Source organism: Paraburkholderia piptadeniae, from assembly GCF_900007165.1.
GTDB lineage: Bacteria > Pseudomonadota > Gammaproteobacteria > Burkholderiales > Burkholderiaceae > Paraburkholderia > Paraburkholderia piptadeniae.
The window spans coordinates 23091-39497 of record NZ_CYGY02000008.1 but is presented as its reverse complement, the minus strand read 5'-3'; the positions used below and the strand labels follow the sequence as shown (position 1 = coordinate 39497).

Annotated in this window: 16 protein-coding genes; 13 read left to right on the top strand and 3 right to left on the bottom strand. The window is 63.7% G+C overall.

Translation table 11 applies throughout. The features are described 5' to 3' along the window. Nucleotides 1-108 precede the first annotated feature (108 nt). The 5 genes from BN2476_RS02545 (at nucleotide 109) to BN2476_RS02525 (ending at nucleotide 4839) form a co-directional block, all read left to right on the top strand. Entirely contained in the window at nucleotides 109-957 is an 849-nt protein-coding gene (locus BN2476_RS02545; RefSeq protein ID WP_087732592.1) for a carbon-nitrogen hydrolase family protein, read from the top strand. Between the two features lie 99 nt (nucleotides 958-1056). Further along, a complete protein-coding gene (gene tldD / locus BN2476_RS02540) occupies nucleotides 1057-2523 on the top strand; it encodes a metalloprotease TldD (protein ID WP_087732591.1) in 1467 nt (488 codons plus the stop codon). A gap of 386 nt (nucleotides 2524-2909) precedes the next feature. After that, on the top strand, nucleotides 2910-3983 hold the full coding sequence (gene aroG, locus BN2476_RS02535) for a 3-deoxy-7-phosphoheptulonate synthase AroG (RefSeq protein WP_087732590.1): 1074 nt from the start codon (nucleotides 2910-2912) through the stop codon (nucleotides 3981-3983). Nucleotides 3984-4168: 185 nt separating this feature from the next. Further along, nucleotides 4169-4507 carry a type II toxin-antitoxin system RelE/ParE family toxin gene (locus BN2476_RS02530; protein ID WP_087732589.1) on the top strand — a complete coding sequence of 113 codons (339 nt, stop codon included), beginning with the start codon at nucleotides 4169-4171 and terminating at the stop codon, nucleotides 4505-4507. Continuing rightward, nucleotides 4504-4839 (top strand): helix-turn-helix domain-containing protein, encoded by a 336-nt coding sequence (locus BN2476_RS02525; protein WP_087732588.1) that lies wholly within the window; start codon nucleotides 4504-4506, stop codon nucleotides 4837-4839. The genes BN2476_RS02530 and BN2476_RS02525 overlap by 4 nt, the downstream gene beginning before the upstream one ends. Before the next feature lie 112 nt (nucleotides 4840-4951). Here the strand turns inward: BN2476_RS02525 and BN2476_RS02520 are convergent, their stop codons facing one another. Beyond that, nucleotides 4952-5521 (bottom strand): cob(I)yrinic acid a,c-diamide adenosyltransferase, encoded by a 570-nt coding sequence (locus BN2476_RS02520; RefSeq protein WP_087732670.1) that lies wholly within the window; start codon nucleotides 5519-5521, stop codon nucleotides 4952-4954. A gap of 245 nt (nucleotides 5522-5766) precedes the next feature. Here BN2476_RS02520 and BN2476_RS02515 point away from each other — a divergent pair, with 245 nt between their 5' ends. The 8 genes from BN2476_RS02515 to proC all read left to right on the top strand — a co-directional run bounded on the left by BN2476_RS02515 (nucleotide 5767) and on the right by proC (nucleotide 14670). Beyond that, nucleotides 5767-7182 carry an FAD-binding oxidoreductase gene (locus tag BN2476_RS02515; RefSeq protein ID WP_087732669.1) on the top strand — a complete coding sequence of 472 codons (1416 nt, stop codon included), beginning with the start codon at nucleotides 5767-5769 and terminating at the stop codon, nucleotides 7180-7182. 64 nt (nucleotides 7183-7246) lie between these two features. Beyond that, nucleotides 7247-8752, top strand: coding sequence for an FAD-linked oxidase C-terminal domain-containing protein (locus BN2476_RS02510; protein WP_087732587.1), 1506 nt, complete (start codon nucleotides 7247-7249; stop codon nucleotides 8750-8752). Between the two features lie 233 nt (nucleotides 8753-8985). Then, nucleotides 8986-10074, top strand: a complete 1089-nt coding sequence (gene glcE, locus BN2476_RS02505; protein ID WP_087732586.1) for a glycolate oxidase subunit GlcE — start codon at nucleotides 8986-8988, stop codon at nucleotides 10072-10074. A 7-nt stretch (nucleotides 10075-10081) separates the two neighbouring features. Beyond that, nucleotides 10082-11308 carry a glycolate oxidase subunit GlcF gene (gene glcF, locus BN2476_RS02500; protein WP_087732585.1) on the top strand — a complete coding sequence of 409 codons (1227 nt, stop codon included), beginning with the start codon at nucleotides 10082-10084 and terminating at the stop codon, nucleotides 11306-11308. 144 nt (nucleotides 11309-11452) lie between these two features. Continuing rightward, the gene (locus tag BN2476_RS02495; protein WP_087732584.1) at nucleotides 11453-12151 is read left to right on the top strand and encodes a YggS family pyridoxal phosphate-dependent enzyme; all 699 of its coding nucleotides are present in this window, start codon (nucleotides 11453-11455) and stop codon (nucleotides 12149-12151) included. Nucleotides 12152-12426: 275 nt separating this feature from the next. Next, nucleotides 12427-13218 carry an RNA-guided endonuclease IscB gene (gene iscB, locus BN2476_RS49460; RefSeq protein ID WP_328590273.1) on the top strand — a complete coding sequence of 264 codons (792 nt, stop codon included), beginning with the start codon at nucleotides 12427-12429 and terminating at the stop codon, nucleotides 13216-13218. 25 nt (nucleotides 13219-13243) lie between these two features. Then, nucleotides 13244-13858 carry a hypothetical protein gene (locus BN2476_RS49455; RefSeq protein WP_328590272.1) on the top strand — a complete coding sequence of 205 codons (615 nt, stop codon included), beginning with the start codon at nucleotides 13244-13246 and terminating at the stop codon, nucleotides 13856-13858. Beyond that, nucleotides 13855-14670 (top strand): pyrroline-5-carboxylate reductase, encoded by an 816-nt coding sequence (proC, locus tag BN2476_RS02485; RefSeq protein WP_087732583.1) that lies wholly within the window; start codon nucleotides 13855-13857, stop codon nucleotides 14668-14670. Before BN2476_RS49455 ends, proC begins: the two co-directional genes overlap by 4 nt. An 87-nt stretch (nucleotides 14671-14757) precedes the next feature. On the opposite strand, the gene ubiA is transcribed toward proC, so the two are convergent. Together ubiA and BN2476_RS02475 are read right to left on the bottom strand one after the other, a co-directional pair. Further along, complete coding sequence (gene ubiA / locus BN2476_RS02480; protein WP_087732582.1) at nucleotides 14758-15621, bottom strand: 4-hydroxybenzoate octaprenyltransferase; 864 nt, start codon at nucleotides 15619-15621, stop codon at nucleotides 14758-14760. A 181-nt stretch (nucleotides 15622-15802) separates the two neighbouring features. Continuing rightward, on the bottom strand, nucleotides 15803-16291 hold the full coding sequence (locus BN2476_RS02475; RefSeq protein ID WP_087732581.1) for a Dps family protein: 489 nt from the start codon (nucleotides 16289-16291) through the stop codon (nucleotides 15803-15805). Between the last annotated feature and the right edge of the window lie 116 nt (nucleotides 16292-16407).

Genomic DNA, 16407 nt, shown 5'->3' with positions numbered 1-16407 from the left:
GGAAGTGCAGAGCCGCTGCTGGCATCCCTTATCCGCAGTGCCCCGGTGCCGTGCCTTTGCGCCGATCCATTTGGCCGGAGCCTTTTGGCAGGAGTCTTTCGAACGCCTATGAGCGACCTGAACACGCAGTCCGCGAAGTCATCTCCTCACGCTTGCCCCTTCCGCGTCGCCGCGCTGCAGATGGTGAGCACGCCGGAGCGCGACCGCAATCTCGCCGATGCCGAACGCCTGATCGCGCAAGCCGCCGCCGATGGCGCGCAACTCGTCCTCCTGCCCGAGTACTTCTGCTTCATGGGCTACAAGGACACCGACAAGCTCACCGTGCGCGAACCCTACGGCGACGGCCCCATTCAGCGCTTTCTCGCCGACGCTGCGCGCCGGCACAAGGTGTGGGTGATCGGCGGCACGCTGCCTTTGACGGCGCCCGAAGCGACGCGCGTGCTGAACACGACGCTCGTGTTCGATCCGCAAGGCAACGAGGCCGCGCGCTACGACAAGATCCACCTGTTCAACTTCGAGAAGGGCGAGGAATCGTTCGACGAAGCGCGCACGATCCGTCCCGGCGACACCGTCCGCACGTTCGACGCGCCGTTCGGGCGCGTGGGCCTGTCGGTCTGCTACGATCTACGCTTTCCCGAGCTGTACCGGCGCATGGGCGACTGCGCGCTGATCGTCGTGCCGTCCGCGTTCACGTACACGACGGGCCGCGCGCACTGGGAAACGCTGCTGCGCGCGCGTGCCGTCGAGAACCAGTGCTACGTGCTCGCCGCCGCGCAGGGCGGCAAGCACGAGAATGGCCGGCGCACGTGGGGCCACAGCATGCTGATCGACCCGTGGGGCGAAATCATCGACGTGCGCGACGAAGGCGCGGGCGTCGTCGAGGGCAATATCGAGCGCTCACGCATCGACGAAGTCCGGCAAAGCCTGCCGGCCTGGCGTCACCGCGTGCTCAGCTGACTACCTTTGATTTGAACCGCATGCATTGAAAGTGCCGCAGCCGTCACCCATCTGACGGGTGTGCACGCAACCGAATACCCTGAATCGAGCGAACTTCGCATGAACATCATCGAACCCAGCATCCGTAATCTCGCGACGGCCAAAGACGTGCTCCTCACGCCCTACGGCCTCGACGAAGCCGTGCTGACCCGCACGCTAGCCGAGATCTTCACGCATCGCGTCGATTACGCCGACCTCTATTTCCAGGCGACGCGCAGCGAGGCCTGGAGCCTGGAGGAAGGCATCGTCAAATCGGGCAGCTTCAGCATCGACCAGGGCGTCGGCGTGCGCGCCGTGTCCGGCGACCGCACGGCCTTCGCATATTCGGACGACCTGTCGCCCGAAGCGATCCGCCAGGCCGCGATCGCCACGCGGGCGATCGCCAAGGCAGGCGGCGGCAAGCAGAAAATCAAGGCGGCGTCGACGCTGACGGGCGTGTCCGGGCGCGATCTCTATCTGCCGTCCGATCCGCTGCATTCGCTCGATGCAACGGCCAAGGTCAAGCTGCTGGAACGCATCGAGCAGATGGCGCGCGGCCGCGATCCGCGCATCACGCAGGTGATGGCGGGTCTCGCGGGCGAATACGACGTGGTGCTGGTCGCACGCAGCGACGGCGCGCTGGCGGCGGACATCCGCCCGCTCGTGCGAGTGTCGGTGACGGTGATCGCGGAGCAGAACGGCCGCCGCGAAATCGGCAGCGGCGGCGGCGGCGGCCGCTACGACTATGGCTATTTCACCGACGAGATCCTGTCGAAGTACGTGGATGACGCGGTTCACGCGGCGCTCGTCAATCTCGACGCGCGTCCGGCGCCCGCCGGCGCGATGACGGTCGTGCTCGGACCGGGCTGGCCCGGTGTGCTCCTGCATGAAGCGATCGGCCATGGCCTCGAAGGCGACTTCAACCGCAAGGGGTCGTCCGCGTTCGCGGGCCGCATCGGCGAGCAGGTGGCGGCCAAGGGCGTCACGGTCGTCGACGACGGCACGCTGCCGAACCGCCGTGGATCGCTCAACATCGACGACGAAGGCAACCCGACGCAGTGCACGACGCTGATCGAAGACGGCATCCTGAAGGGCTACATCCAGGACACGCTAAACGCGCGCCTGATGAAAATGCCCGTGACGGGCAACGCGCGCCGCGAATCGTACGCCGCGCTGCCGATGCCGCGCATGACGAACACGTACATGCTCAACGGCGACAAGGACCCGCGGGAAATCATCGCTTCCGTGAAGAACGGGCTCTATGCGGTGAACTTCGGCGGCGGCCAGGTCGACATCACGAACGGCAAGTTCGTGTTCTCGGCGTCCGAGGCGTACATGATCGAAGACGGCAAGATCACGTATCCCGTCAAGGGCGCGACGCTGATCGGCAGCGGCCCGGAATCGCTCAAGTACGTGAGCATGATCGGCAACGACATGTCGCTGGATACGGGCGTCGGCGTGTGCGGCAAGGAAGGCCAGAGCGTGCCCGTCGGCGTGGGCCAGCCGACGCTGCGCATCGAGAAGATGACGGTCGGCGGGACTGTCTGATTTCGTGTTTGCCGCATGATTCGCGCATCCTCAGCGCGAATCATGCGGATTTTCCGCATTTTCCGGGCATACAGCTTGCCAGCCGAGCAATCTCCGGGTTATAAAGCGATTCAACCTTTTTGACGAGCCATCCTTTTTCGCCATGTCCGCCAAGTTTTATTTTTATTTCTTTTGGGCATCTCAGACCGCTGGCGGATCGAGAGGGGTGTGAACGTACATAGGCACCTGAAATTCCCGAAAAAACCGCCAGCGAGTCTGGCGGTTTTTTTTTCGCCCCTAACGACTTTGACTTTGACCGTTTTAGCTTGTTGACCCGTTCGCTGCAGCGCCGTCGTTGAATCGAAGGCCGCGCGAACCGCGCTACGAACCGAATCGAGGAGAAAACCATGCCCCCGCACAATACCGACGATGTCCGCATCCGCGAACTGAAGGAACTGACGCCGCCCGCTCACCTGATCCGCGAATTCCCCTGCGACGAAAAGGTGTCCGACCTGATCTTCAACGCGCGCTCGTCGATGCATCGGATCCTGCACGGCATGGACGACCGTCTGATCGTCATCGTCGGACCCTGCTCGATTCACGACACGAAGGCCGCGATGGAATATGCAGGCCGACTGATCGAACAGCGCAAGCGCTTCGCGAGCGAACTCGAGATCGTGATGCGCGTGTACTTCGAGAAGCCGCGCACGACGGTGGGCTGGAAGGGTCTCATCAACGATCCGTACATGGACAACAGCTTCAAGATCAACGACGGCCTGCGCACCGCGCGCGAGCTGCTGATGAAGATCAACGAGCTGGGCCTGCCCGCCGGCACCGAATATCTCGACATGATCAGCCCGCAGTACATCGCCGATCTGATCTCGTGGGGCGCGATCGGCGCGCGCACGACGGAATCGCAGGTGCATCGCGAACTCGCGTCGGGGCTGTCGTGTCCCGTCGGCTTCAAGAACGGCACGGACGGCAACGTGAAGATCGCCGTCGATGCGATCAAGGCTGCGTCGCAGCCGCACCATTTCCTGTCGGTGACGAAGGGTGGCCACTCGGCCATCGTATCGACGGCGGGCAATGAGGACTGCCACATCATTCTGCGCGGCGGCAAGGTGCCGAACTACGACGCCGACAGCGTGAACGCAGCGTGCACCGACATCGGCAAGGCGGGCCTCGCCGCGCGCCTGATGATCGACGCAAGCCACGCGAACAGCTCGAAGAAGCACGAAAACCAGATTCCCGTATGCGCGGATATCGGCCGCCAGATCGCAGCGGGCGACGAGCGGATCGTCGGCGTGATGGTGGAATCGCATCTCGTCGCAGGCCGCCAGGACCTGCAAGATGGCTGTGCGCTGACGTACGGCCAGAGCATCACCGATGCATGCATCGGCTGGGACGACAGCGTCGCCGTGCTCGAAGGTCTCGCGGATGCCGTCAAGCAACGGCGCGTCGCGCGCGGCAGCGGCAACTGACCATCACCCATCCTTGCTTCACGCAGACTTTTGCCCGGCTCATGCAGCCGGGCATTTTTTTGGCCATTCGGCCGAATCGCGCTTCATGTGCTGCTTCTGTACCTTCGAATCTCGTGCCGGTGTTTGCGAAAAGTCGTTGAACACTGGGGAATTTGGGTATAAAATTTTGTACATGAAGGGAGCACATGGAGCTCGAAAAAGAGATTCGCTGGATCGGCTCCAGCTATGACGATCTGCTTTCGTTTCCGGATGAACCTCGCCGCCAGGCCGGCTTCCAGCTCGCCAAGGTTCAGGCTGGCCTCGATCCGGACAACTGGAAGCCGTTCGATATCGTCGGCGCGGGCACGCGTGAAATTCGCATCAGCGAACAGGAAGGCGCTTTTCGCGTGATGTATGTCGCCAAGTTTGTCGAAGCCGTATATGTACTGCACTGCTTCCGGAAGAAGACGCAGTCAACCAGCCGGCATGACAGGGAAATCGCCGAAGCGCGCTATCGCGCCGCGGCCACTGTGAGGAAAGTATGAAGACCACCGACACCACGATCCGTCATGTCACGAAACCGGGCGCGAATCTGTTTCTCGAACTCGGCTTCCCCGCAGACGAAGCAAAACGGCTGCACGCCGCATCGCAGAAGCAGATCAACGACACGCGCCTGCTCAAGGAGCAGTTGATGACCGAACTGTCCACGTGGATCGAACAGCATCATCTGAAGCAGTCCGAGGCTGCGGAAATCCTGATGGTGTCGCGGCCGCGCGTGTCGGATGTCGTCAACAAGAAGACTTCGAAATTCACGATCGACACGCTCGTCGAAATGATGAGCCGTATCGGCAAGCCGGTCACGCTCGCGGTCGGCTAAGCGGTTGGACGGGCGGCCCGTCGATTCGCTTTTTGTCTCGCTTTTTGTTTCGCTCTTTGTCAGGCTTTTTCCCGCGTTTCATGCGCGGCCGGCCGTGCCCTTGCCCACTGAGCTAGCCGCCTTTGTTGCTTTTCGAGCCGCGGTCGTGTTGCCACAGCACGTCGCTGCCGCCATCCACGCGGTTGAGTACGCGAGCCAGCACGAACAGCAGATCGGACAGCCGGTTCACATATCGACGCGGCGCTGCGTTGATCGTATCGACGGCACCAAGCGCGACGATCGAACGCTCCGCGCGCCGGCAAACCGTCCGGCACACATGCGCGAGCGAAGCGGCGCGCGTGCCCGCTGGCAGGATGAACTCCTTGAGCGGCGGCAAGGTAGCGTTGTATTCGGCGAGCCAGGCATCCAGTTGCGCGAGATGTGTATCGGCGATCATCGAATGGCCCGGAATGCATAGCTCGCCGCCCAGATCGAACAGATCGTGCTGGATCGCTGTCAGCGCGGCACGCACGCTGTCGGGCAAGGTCTCGCACAGCAGCACGCCGATATTCGAGTTCAGTTCATCGACGTCGCCGATCGCGGCAATGCGCGCGTCATCCTTGCGCACGCGGCGGCCGTCGCCGAGACCCGTAGTGCCATCGTCGCCCGTGCGCGTCGCGATCTTGCTCAAGCGGTTGCCCATGATGTGCGTTTCCTCGTGTCGATTGACGATGCGTCCACTCGGATACATCGTGATATGCCATCGCGCTTCATTATAAAGTTGCCGCGTTTAAAGTTGCCGCGTTCCCCGCTCGCGAACGCGCACGCCGCTGGGCCAAACGCTGCGTCAAAGGCTGCACATCGAGCTTGCGAGTCCGACGCCCGGCCGCGGTCGAAGGGCGTAAAATGGGCATCAACCATCAGAACATTCGCCAACAGGAGACGCAGGTGAATCATCCCGTGCCGCCCACCCCCGTGCGCCGCCCTTTTCCTGCAGAACTGCTCACCGCGCTCAAATCGGCATTCGGTGAACGCGTATCGACATCCGACGCCGTTCGTGCCCATCATGGCCGCGACGAATCGCCCTTCGATCCGCAACTGCCCGACGCCGTCGTCTTCGCACGCAACACCGAAGACATTCAAACCGTCGTCACGCTGTGCGGTCAATATGGCGTCCCCATCATTCCATATGGCAACGGCTCCTCGCTGGAAGGCCATCTGCTGGCCGTACAAGGCGGCGTGTCGATCGATCTTTCCGAAATGAACCGCGTGCTGTCGATCAACGCGGAAGATCTGACCGTCACCGTCGAGCCCGGCATCTCGCGCAAGCAGTTGAACGAAGCGCTGCGCGACACGGGCCTGTTCTTCCCGATCGATCCGGGCGCGGACGCGAGCATCGGCGGCATGTCGGCGACGCGCGCGTCGGGCACGAACGCCGTGCGTTACGGCACGATGCGCGAGAACGTGCTGGGCCTGACGGTCGTGCTCGCCGATGGTCGCGTAATCCACACGGGCACGCGCGCGCGCAAGTCGTCCGCGGGCTATGACCTCACGCGACTGTTCGTCGGCTCCGAGGGCACGCTCGGCGTGATCACCGAAATCACCTTGCGCCTCTATCCGCAGCCGGAAGCCGTGTCCGCGGCTGTCTGCGCGTTTCCGTCAATGGGCGACGCCGTGCGCGCCGTGATCGAGACGATCCAGATCGGCGTGCCGATCGCGCGCGTCGAGTTCGTCGATTCGCTCGCGATCCGCTCGATCAATCGTCACTCGAATCTGACGCTGCGCGAAGCCCCCACGCTGTTCTTCGAGTTCCATGGCACGGAAGCCGGCGTGAAGGAGCAGGCTGAACTCGTGCAGGAAATCGCCGCGCAAAACAGCGGCGAAGACTTCGAATGGGCGACGCGCCCTGAAGACCGCAGCCGCCTGTGGAATGCGCGTCACAGCGCTTACTTCGCGATGCTGCAACTGAAGCCCGGCAGCCGCGCGGTCTCCACCGATGTCTGCGTGCCGATTTCGCGCCTCGCCGAATGCGTGGTCGAAACGGAAGCGGACCTCAAGGGGTCGCCGCTGCCCTGCCCGATCGTCGGACACGTCGGCGACGGCAACTTCCACGTCTGCATTCTGATCGATCCGAACAAGCCGGAAGAGATGGAGGAAGCGGAGCGTCTGAATCACCGCATCGTGCAGCGCGCGCTGCGCATGGACGGTACCTGCACGGGCGAACATGGCGTCGGCCTGCACAAGATGAACTTTCTGCTCGAAGAACACGGTCCCGTCGCAGTCGATGTGATGCGCTCGATAAAGCACTCGCTCGATCCGCGCAACCTGATGAATCCAGGCAAAATCTTTACGTGGGCGGCATAGCGTAACCGCATGTCCGGCCGCGCAGCACAAAGAGGCGCGCGGCCATCCAACGAGGAGACATTCCATGAACGCACCCGGCGAGCTGTCCCCCGAGCTGTCGCCCGAGATGCTTGCGCAACGTCAGCGCGAGGTCGTGCAGGCGTTGATGGCCGTACTGCCCACACATTGCCTGCTCTTTCGCGAAGAAGACACGGTCGCATACGAATGCGACGGACTTGCCGCGTACCGACGCTTGCCGCTTGCCGTCGCGCTGCCGGAAACCGAGTCGCAGGTGCAGCGCATCGCGCAGATCTGTCAGCGGCTCAATGTGCCCATCGTGCCGCGTGGCGCGGGCACGAGCCTGTCAGGCGGCGCAATGCCGATCCGGAACGGCGTTGTCGTCTCGCTCGCGCGCTTTCGCAAGATCATCGAAGTCGATCCGTATGCGCGCACGGCAACCGTGCAGCCCGGCGTGCGCAATCTGTCGATATCGGAAGCGGCTGCGCCTTACGGCCTTTACTACGCACCCGATCCGTCATCGCAGATCGCCTGCACGATTGGCGGGAACGTCGCGGAGAATTCCGGCGGCGTGCACTGCCTCAAGTATGGCTTGACGGTGCATAACGTAATGCGCGTACGTGCCGTCACGATGGACGGCGAGATCGTCGAGTTCGGCTCGCTGAGCCCGGACGCGCCCGGCCTCGATCTGCTGGCCGTCATGATCGGCAGCGAAGGCATGTTCGCGATCGTCACGGAAGTCACCGTCAAGCTGATACCGAAGCCGCAGGCCGCGCAGGTCATCATGGCGAGCTTCGACGATGTCGTGAAAGGCGGCGATGCCGTCGCGGGCATCATTGCCTCGGGCATCATCCCCGCCGGCCTCGAAATGATGGACAAGCCGGCCACGCGCGCCGTCGAGGAGTTCGTCAACGCCGGCTACGATCTCGATGCGGCCGCGATCCTGCTCTGCGAGTCGGACGGTACGCCTGAAGAGGTCAGCGAGGAAATCGTGCGCATGACGGCCGTACTGCGCGAACACGGCGCGACGCGCATCCAGATCTCGCGCACGGAAGCCGAACGGCTGCGCTTCTGGTCGGGCCGCAAGAACGCGTTTCCGGCCGCCGGCCGCATCTCGCCCGATTACTACTGCATGGACGGCACGGTGCCGCGTCGCAGCATCGGACCGCTGCTCGCGCGTATCGAGGAGATGGAGAAGAAGTACAACCTGCGTTGCATCAACGTGTTCCATGCGGGCGACGGCAACATGCATCCGCTGATCCTGTTCAACGGCAACGACCTCGACGAGTGGCACCGCGCGGAGGCCTTCGGTTGCGACATCCTCGAGACGTGTGTCGAACTGGGTGGCACGGTGACGGGTGAACACGGCGTCGGCATCGAGAAGATCAACTCGATGTGCGTCCAGTTTTCGCCCGAAGAGCGCGATGCGTTCCACGCCGTCAAGCGCGCCTTCGATCCCGCGGCACTGCTCAACCCCGACAAGGGCATTCCGACGCGCGCCCGCTGCGCCGAGTACGGCAAGTTGCATGTACGCGGCGGGCTGCTGCCTCATCCCGAACTGCCGCGTTTTTGAGCGCCTGACCGGCGGTTGCCGGGATCACTCCGCGCACCGCCGGCATTTCGCCTGAGTCCGGCCGATGCTCAGCCTGTCGATGTTTCGGCTCGCAGCAGGCGGCGCGTACGCGTTGCACTTGAACGCCCATAAGGCATATCGAACGCCATCGGGTTCGTGATACGGGTCGGAACCGGGTTGCCAGCACGGCTTGCCTCGGTACAATCGAAAGCACTACAACGAAACAACGCACCATGAAAGAGGACGACATCGTCGCCGCGTGGTCGGAACGGGTTCGCGCGGCCACGGCCGCCGAGCAGCCGCTCCGCATCCGAGGCGGTGGCACGAAGGACTGGTACGGCCAGTCATTGCAGGGTGAGATCCTCGACACGCGCGCGCATCGCGGCATCATTGCGTACGACCCGGCCGAGCTGGTCATCACCGCGCGCGCGGGCACGCCGCTCCTCGAAATCGAAGCGGCGCTCGCCGAGCACGACCAGATGCTGGCTTTCGAGCCGCCCCACTTCGGCCCGCAGGCGACGCTCGGTGGCTGCATCGCGGCGGGCATCGCCGGTCCGCGCCGCCATTCGGCAGGCGCGCCACGCGATTTCGTCCTCGGCACCGTCGTCATGAACGGCCAGGGGCAGGTGCTCACCTTCGGCGGACAAGTGGTGAAGAATGTCGCCGGTTACGACGTTTCCCGCCTGATGGCCGGATCGCTCGGAACGCTTGGGCTGATTCTCGAGTTGTCGGTCAAAGTGCTCCCACGACCGAAGGCCGAGGCGACGCTCAAGTTCGACATGAACGGCACCGATGCCGTGCGCAAGCTCAACGAATGGGGCGGCCGCCCGCTGCCGATCACGGGCAGCGCGTGGCGCGACGGCACGCTGGCCGTGCGGCTGGGCGGCGCGGAAGCAGCCGTCAAGTCGGCGCGCACGTCGCTGGGCGGCGAAGTCGTCGACGCTGTGGAAGCCGAACGCTTCTGGGCCGGCCTGCGCGAGCAGACCGATCCGTTTTTCGCGGCCATTGCGCCGAAGTCCGCGCTCTGGCGTCTCGCGCTGCCGACCATCACCGAGCCGCTGCAACTGCCCGGCGCGCAGCTGATGGAATGGGGCGGCGCGCAACGCTGGTGGATCACCGACGCCGACGCGCAGACCGTGCGCATCAGCGCGAAACAGGCGGGCGGCCACGCGACGATCTTCCGCACGGGCCACGGCTACGATCGTGGCGCGGGCGTCTTTACGCCGCTGCCCGCCCCGCTGATGAAAATTCATCGCGGCCTGAAGGCTGCATTCGACCCGGCCCGCATCTTCAATCGCGGCCGGCTGTACCCCGACTTCTGAGCGCGCGATGCAAACCAATCTCGCCGACTTCATTCGCAACACGCCCGACGGCGACGAAGCCGACGCCATCCTGCGCAAATGCGTGCATTGCGGCTTTTGCACCGCCACCTGCCCGACGTATCAACTGCTGGGCGACGAACTCGACGGGCCGCGCGGCCGCATCTATCTGATCAAGCAGATGGTGGAAGGCGCGCCCGTCACGCGCAGCACGCAACTGCATCTGGACCGCTGCCTCACGTGCCGCAATTGCGAATCGACCTGCCCGTCCGGCGTGCAATACGGCAGGCTCGTCGAGATCGGCCGCAAGCTCACAGAAGAAAAAGTGCCACGGCCTTTCGGCCAGCGGCTGATGCGCCGCGTGCTCGCGAGCTTCGTGCCGAACAGCACGCTCTTCACGCCCGCGATGCGTATCGGCCAGCACTTCCGTCCGCTGCTGCCGAAGAAGCTGCGCGACAAGGTTCCGCAACGGCAACGTCAGCTCGAATGGCCGACGGCCACGCATCCGCGCAAGATGCTGATGCTCGCGGGCTGCGTGCAGCCGTCGATGATGCCGAACGTCAATATCGCGACGGCACGCGTGCTGGACGCGCTCGGCATCCAGACCGTCATCGCGCCGGAAGCGGGCTGCTGCGGCGCGATCCGTCTGCATCTCGGCTACAACGACGAAGCGCTGGACGACGTGCGGCAGAACATCGACGCGTGGTGGCCGCATGTCGAACAGGGCGCCGAAGCGATCGTGATGAACGCATCCGGCTGCGGCGCGACCGTGAAGGAATACGCGCACCTGATGCGCAACGATCCTGCTTACGCGGAGAAAGCGAAGCGCATCGTCGAACTGACGCGCGACATCAGCGAAATCCTGCCCGACTTCGAAGAAGCGCTGACGCCGCTCACGCGCCGCCGCGCGATTCACACCGTCGCGTTTCACCCGCCGTGCACGCTCCAACATGGCCAGCAGATTCGCGGCAAGGTCGAACAGCTGCTGACGGCGCTCGGCATCGACGTCAGGCTGCCCGCCGACAGCCACCTGTGCTGTGGTTCGGCCGGCACCTATTCGCTCACGCAACCCGCGCTGTCGTATGCGCTGCGCAACCAGAAGCTCGAAAAGCTGAAGGCGCAGGAACCGCAGATCATCGTCTCTGCGAACGTGGGCTGCATCGCGCATCTGCAAAGCGGAACCTCCACTCCTGTCGTGCATTGGATCGAACTCGTCGAGCACATGCTCGCAGCCTGAGCTTGCGTCCTGTGCTTGTGTCCTGATCGACAGCATCGCTTGCGGGCGATGCACGCGCAACCTGGCCATTCGGCCAGGTCGTGACGCATGAGAGGGGTCCGTATAATTCGAAACGTCGCCCCTCGCATCGGTAATCAAGGTTTCATGCCCGATCTCGCTCACAATCTCGACGCAGTGCATCAGCGCATCGCTCTCGCCGCGCAGGTCGCGGGCCGCGATCCGCGCTCGATTGCGCTGCTCGCCGTCTCGAAGACGTTTCCCGCCGAAGACATTCGCGCCGCCCATGCAGAGGGCCAGCGCGCGTTCGGTGAAAACTACGTGCAGGAAAGCCTGACGAAAATCGAAGCGCTGTCCGATCTGCGCGCGTCGATCGAATGGCATTTCATCGGCCCGCTGCAGTCGAACAAGACGCGCCCCGTTGCCGAACATTTCGACTGGGTGCATTCCGTCGATCGCCTGAAGATCGCGCAGCGGCTGTCCGAACAGCGGCCCGACAACTTGCCGCCGCTCAATGTGTGCCTGCAGGTCAACATCAGCGGTGAGGCATCGAAGAGCGGCGTCACGCCTGAAGAAGCGTTGCGTGTCGCGCGCGAAGTCGCGTCGCTGCCGAAGTTGCGGCTGCGCGGCCTGATGGCGATTCCCGAACCGGCAGGCGACGTCGAACAGCAGCGCGCGCCGCATCGCGCGTTGCGCGAACTGTTTGAAAAACTGCGCGCGGAGGGTCTCGAACTCGACACGCTGTCGATGGGCATGTCGGGCGACCTGGAAGCAGCCGTGCTCGAAGGCGCGACAATCGTGCGCATCGGCACGGCTATCTTCGGCGCCCGTGACTACTCTCACTAACTCCCCGTACATCGTCAATAACCCCGGCCTGAAGGCTGCCTGAAGGCCGAGGCTTGCTGAGGAGCATCTCACAAGTCTGAGATTGACCAGACCGAGCGCCTTATGGCGCTACGTTTTGCAGAAGACAGCAGACCCACCGGCGAATGCTTCACTCAGTTCGCCGCTCTGGAAGTCGCAGCAGCAGACAAGCCCCGGGTAGGTACGAAACGGGCTGCGACCGAAGCGAAAGCTTCACCTGCTGCACAACATTGTCGAGGGGAGATATCCCGCAAGGGATGCGTCACCAGGCCCGTAAGGGCAATATTTTTAAAGGAACCGACATGTCGGTGTTTGTTCTGGATCGAAGCGGCACGCCGCTCATGCCGTGCAGCGAGAAGCGCGCGAGGCTGTTGCTCGCCCGTGGCCGTGCGCGCGTGCATCGCGTCGTGCCGTTCGTGATCCGCGTTGTCGACCGCAAGATGGCGGATTGCGCCACCCAGCCGCTGCGCATCAAGCTCGATCCCGGCAGCAAGGTCACCGGGATCGCGCTGGTGCGTGAATTGGGTTCGGGCATTGCGGTGCTGAACCTGTTCGAACTCGTGCACCGTGGTCGCCAGATCAGCGAGGCGCTGACGGCCCGCCGGGCTATGCGTCGTCGGCGGCGGGGCAATTTGCGCTATCGCGCACCCCGCTTTCTGAACCGCGCAAAGAGAAAAGGCTGGCTGGCGCCATCGCTCCGGCACCGCCTCGATACGACGATGGTGTGGGTCAAACGTATCCGACGCTGGGCGCCGATCGTCGCGATCTCCTCCGAACTCGTACGCTTCGACATGCAGGCGATGGAGAACCCGGATATTTCCGGTGTCGAGTATCAGCAAGGCACGCTGGCCGGGTACGAAGTCCGTGAGTACCTGCTGGAGAAGTGGGGACGACAGTGCATCTACTGCGATGCCACGAACCGGCCTCTGCAGATCGAGCACGTAATGGCCCGCGCTCGCGGCGGCACCAACCGGATCGGCAATCTCGGTCTGGCCTGCCCGGACTGCAATCAGGAGAAGGGTTCGCTCGATGTGCGCGAAATATGTTAGGGAGCCGAAGCGCCGAGCCCGGATCATGGCGACCGCTTCACGCCCGCTGAAAGATGCTGCTGCGATTAATGCGACGCGCTGGGCGCTGGCTAATGCCTTGCGTTCGACGGGCTTGCCCTTGGAACTCGCCTCGGGCGGGCGAACCAAGTTCAACCGCATCACCCACGGCATTCCCAAGTCGCACGCACTGGACGCGGCGTGCGCGGGCCAGGTCGATGCGATCCGTGGTTGGTGCCGCCCGACGCTCACGATCAAGGCGACCGGTCGAGGTAGCTACCAGCGCACCCGCCTGACGGCGCAAGGATTTCCTCGCGGCTACCTGATGCGCCAGAAGCAGGTTCATGGGTTCCAGACCGGTGACCAGGTTCGAGCCGTGGTGCCCGCTGGCAAGAAGGCCGGAACGCATGTCGGCCGCGTCGCTATTCGCGCCACCGGTTCGTTCAATATCCAGACGCCGCATGGCGTTGTTCAGGGCATCAGTCACAAATATTGCCGCCTCGTCCAGCGTAGCGATGGATATGGTTATTTCTTCCAACCCAAGGATAGCTTCGATACAGGAGTAGCGGGTACAGGGCGTGCTTCGCACGCCGCGCTATCCCTCCCCGGCCTGAAGGCCGAGGTTTCCCGCGCATTTGGATGAAAATTGCCTTCATCGGCGGCGGCAATATGGCCGCCGCACTCATCGGCGGTCTGATCAAGCGCGGCGTCGCGCCGTCGGACATTCGAGCCATCGATCCCAACGAAGACGCGCGCAAGCGCAACGAACAGCAGTTCGGCGTCGGCACGAGCGCTTCGGCGGATGCATCGCTGAAATCGTTCGATGCCGTCGTGCTCGCAGTGAAGCCGCAGATCGTCAAGGACGTCGCGGCCGCGCTCGCGCCGCATCTGTCGCCGTCGCAACTGGTCATCAGCATCGTCGCGGGCATTCGCGGCGCGGACCTCACGCGTTGGCTCGGCGGTCACGCGCGCCTCGTGCGCACGATGCCGAACACGCCCGCGCTGATCGGCATGGGCGTGACGGGGCTGGTCGCGCTCGGCGGCGTCGACGAAGCGGGACGCGCGCTGGCGTCGCAGGTTCTCGGCGCGGTCGGACAGACGGTATGGTTCGATGACGAAGCGAAGATCGATGCCGTAACGGCCATCTCGGGCAGCGGCCCCGCCTACGTGTTCTATTTCATCGAAGCCATGCAGGAAGCCGCGCGCCAGCTAGGCATGGACGAAGAGCAAGGCCGCGCGCTCGCCGTCGCGACGTTCACGGGCGCCGCGCAACTCGCCGCGCAGTCGGGTGAGCCGGCGAGTGTGCTGCGCGAACGCGTCACGTCGAAGGGCGGCACGACGGCAGCCGCGCTGGCATCGTTCGAAGCGCAAGGCGTGAAGGACGCAATCGTGCGCGGCGCGCTCGCCGCCGATGCGCGTGCCCGGGAAATGGGAGAGGAATTCGGCAAGCAGTGAAGGCGCTTGACGTTTGACATAGACAGACGCTGCGGCACGATACAGACAAGGCAATCGGCACCGCCGCAGCGCCTTATCGAAAAGCGTTCAGAACGCCTGCGCCGCGTAATGCGCGGCAATGCCGGCAAACAACGCGCCGCCCAGCCAGTTGTTATGCCGGAACGCCGCGAAGCACGGCATGCGCTCGCGGTCCTTGATCAACGTGTAGTGATACACCGCGCAGCCGACAGCGGCGGCAAGACCGATCCAGTACAGCACGCCGAAGCCCAGCACGACGCCGATGCCCACGTAAATGCCGAGTGTGACCGCGTAGCAGATCATGATCGCGAGCACGTCGAAGCGGCCGAATGTCAGCGCGGACGTGCGTATGCCGATCTTGATGTCGTCGTCGCGATCGACCATCGCATATTCGGTGTCGTACGCGACCGACCAGAACACGTTCGCGAGCAGCATCACCCACGCGAGCAGCGGCACCTGATTCTGTATCGCGGCGAACGCCATCGGAATGCCGAAGCCGAACGCAATGCCCAGATACGCTTGCGGAATCGCGAAGAAGCGCTTCGTGAACGGATACGTGCCCGCGACGAAGAGCGCCGCCACCGACAACTCCTTCGTCAGCGTATTGAGCGGCAGGATCAGCAGGAACGCGAGCAGCGACAGCCCCACCGCCAGCGCCACAGCTTCCCACGCCTTGACCTTGCCCGACGTGATCGGCCGGTTTTCGGTGCGCTTCACGTAGCGGTCGAAGTCGCGGTCGGCGTAGTCGTTGATCGCACAGCCTGCCGAGCGCATCAGCACCGTGCCGATCGCGAAGATCGCCAGCAGCGACAACGACGGATGGCCGTCGGACGCAATCCACAGCGCGTTGAGCGTCGGCCACAGCAGCAGCAGGCTGCCGATCGGCTTGTCCATGCGGACAAGGCGCAGATAGAGCGGGAGTCGGGCGAACATGGCGGTGCGCAGAAATACAGATCCCCGTATTCTAGAGCAGCGCGTGAGAGAAACCCGATCAGCCGTGCAGGCACGGGAAAGGCGACAAAAAAGCCCGACGGGCTTGCACCCATCGGGCTTCACGTTCGGCTGCCCGGACCACCGACGCTTCGACCCGCGCCAGATGGCCCGCCAAAGCGAATCAAGCCAGCATCGAACGCAGCATCCACGCGTTCTTTTCGTGCGTCTGCATGCGTTGCGTCAGCAGGTCGGCTGTCGGCTCGTCGTTGGCGGCGTCCGTCACCGGGAAGATCGCGCGCGCGGTGCGCACGACGGCTTCCTGGCCTTCCACCAGCTGGCGGATCATGTCTTCGGCGGCGGGCACGCCATCCGCTTCCGCGATCGACGACAGCTTCGCGAATTCCTTGTAGCTGCCCGGCGCCGCGACGCCCAGAGCGCGAATGCGCTCGGCGATCAGATCGACGGCGGCGGCCAGTTCCGTGTACTGCGTCTCGAACATCAGATGCAGCGTGTTGAACATCGGACCCGTCACGTTCCAGTGAAAATTGTGGGTCTTCAGATAAAGCGTGTACGTATCGGCGAGAAGGCGCGACAGACCTTCTGCGATCTTCTTGCGATCCTTGTCGCTGATACCAATGTTGACGTGCGGTACGGCTTCTTTCTTGGCCATGATGACTCCTTCTAAGAGTGATACGAACCTGTCTGCATGCCCGGAGTTGCGTGTGTGCAGTCCGTCAACGCTCGAACGTCCGCCAGTTTATCTTAGAAATGGCATGCGTTCGCGCG

Coding starts and splice junctions, on each gene's coding strand:
- BN2476_RS02530 (WP_087732589.1), top strand. CDS start 4,169: ATGGAGCTCGAAAAAGAGATTCGCTGGATCGGCTCCAGCTATGACGAT.
- BN2476_RS02495 (WP_087732584.1), top strand. CDS start 11,453: ATGCCCGATCTCGCTCACAATCTCGACGCAGTGCATCAGCGCATCGCT.
- BN2476_RS49455 (WP_328590272.1), top strand. CDS start 13,244: ATGGCGACCGCTTCACGCCCGCTGAAAGATGCTGCTGCGATTAATGCG.
- ubiA (WP_087732582.1), bottom strand. CDS start 15,621: ATGTTCGCCCGACTCCCGCTCTATCTGCGCCTTGTCCGCATGGACAAG.
- glcF (WP_087732585.1), top strand. CDS start 10,082: ATGCAAACCAATCTCGCCGACTTCATTCGCAACACGCCCGACGGCGAC.
- proC (WP_087732583.1), top strand. CDS start 13,855: ATGAAAATTGCCTTCATCGGCGGCGGCAATATGGCCGCCGCACTCATC.
- tldD (WP_087732591.1), top strand. CDS start 1,057: ATGAACATCATCGAACCCAGCATCCGTAATCTCGCGACGGCCAAAGAC.
- BN2476_RS02545 (WP_087732592.1), top strand. CDS start 109: ATGAGCGACCTGAACACGCAGTCCGCGAAGTCATCTCCTCACGCTTGC.
- glcE (WP_087732586.1), top strand. CDS start 8,986: ATGAAAGAGGACGACATCGTCGCCGCGTGGTCGGAACGGGTTCGCGCG.
- aroG (WP_087732590.1), top strand. CDS start 2,910: ATGCCCCCGCACAATACCGACGATGTCCGCATCCGCGAACTGAAGGAA.
- BN2476_RS02520 (WP_087732670.1), bottom strand. CDS start 5,521: ATGGGCAACCGCTTGAGCAAGATCGCGACGCGCACGGGCGACGATGGC.
- iscB (WP_328590273.1), top strand. CDS start 12,427: ATGCGTCACCAGGCCCGTAAGGGCAATATTTTTAAAGGAACCGACATG.
- BN2476_RS02475 (WP_087732581.1), bottom strand. CDS start 16,291: ATGGCCAAGAAAGAAGCCGTACCGCACGTCAACATTGGTATCAGCGAC.
- BN2476_RS02510 (WP_087732587.1), top strand. CDS start 7,247: ATGAACGCACCCGGCGAGCTGTCCCCCGAGCTGTCGCCCGAGATGCTT.
- BN2476_RS02525 (WP_087732588.1), top strand. CDS start 4,504: ATGAAGACCACCGACACCACGATCCGTCATGTCACGAAACCGGGCGCG.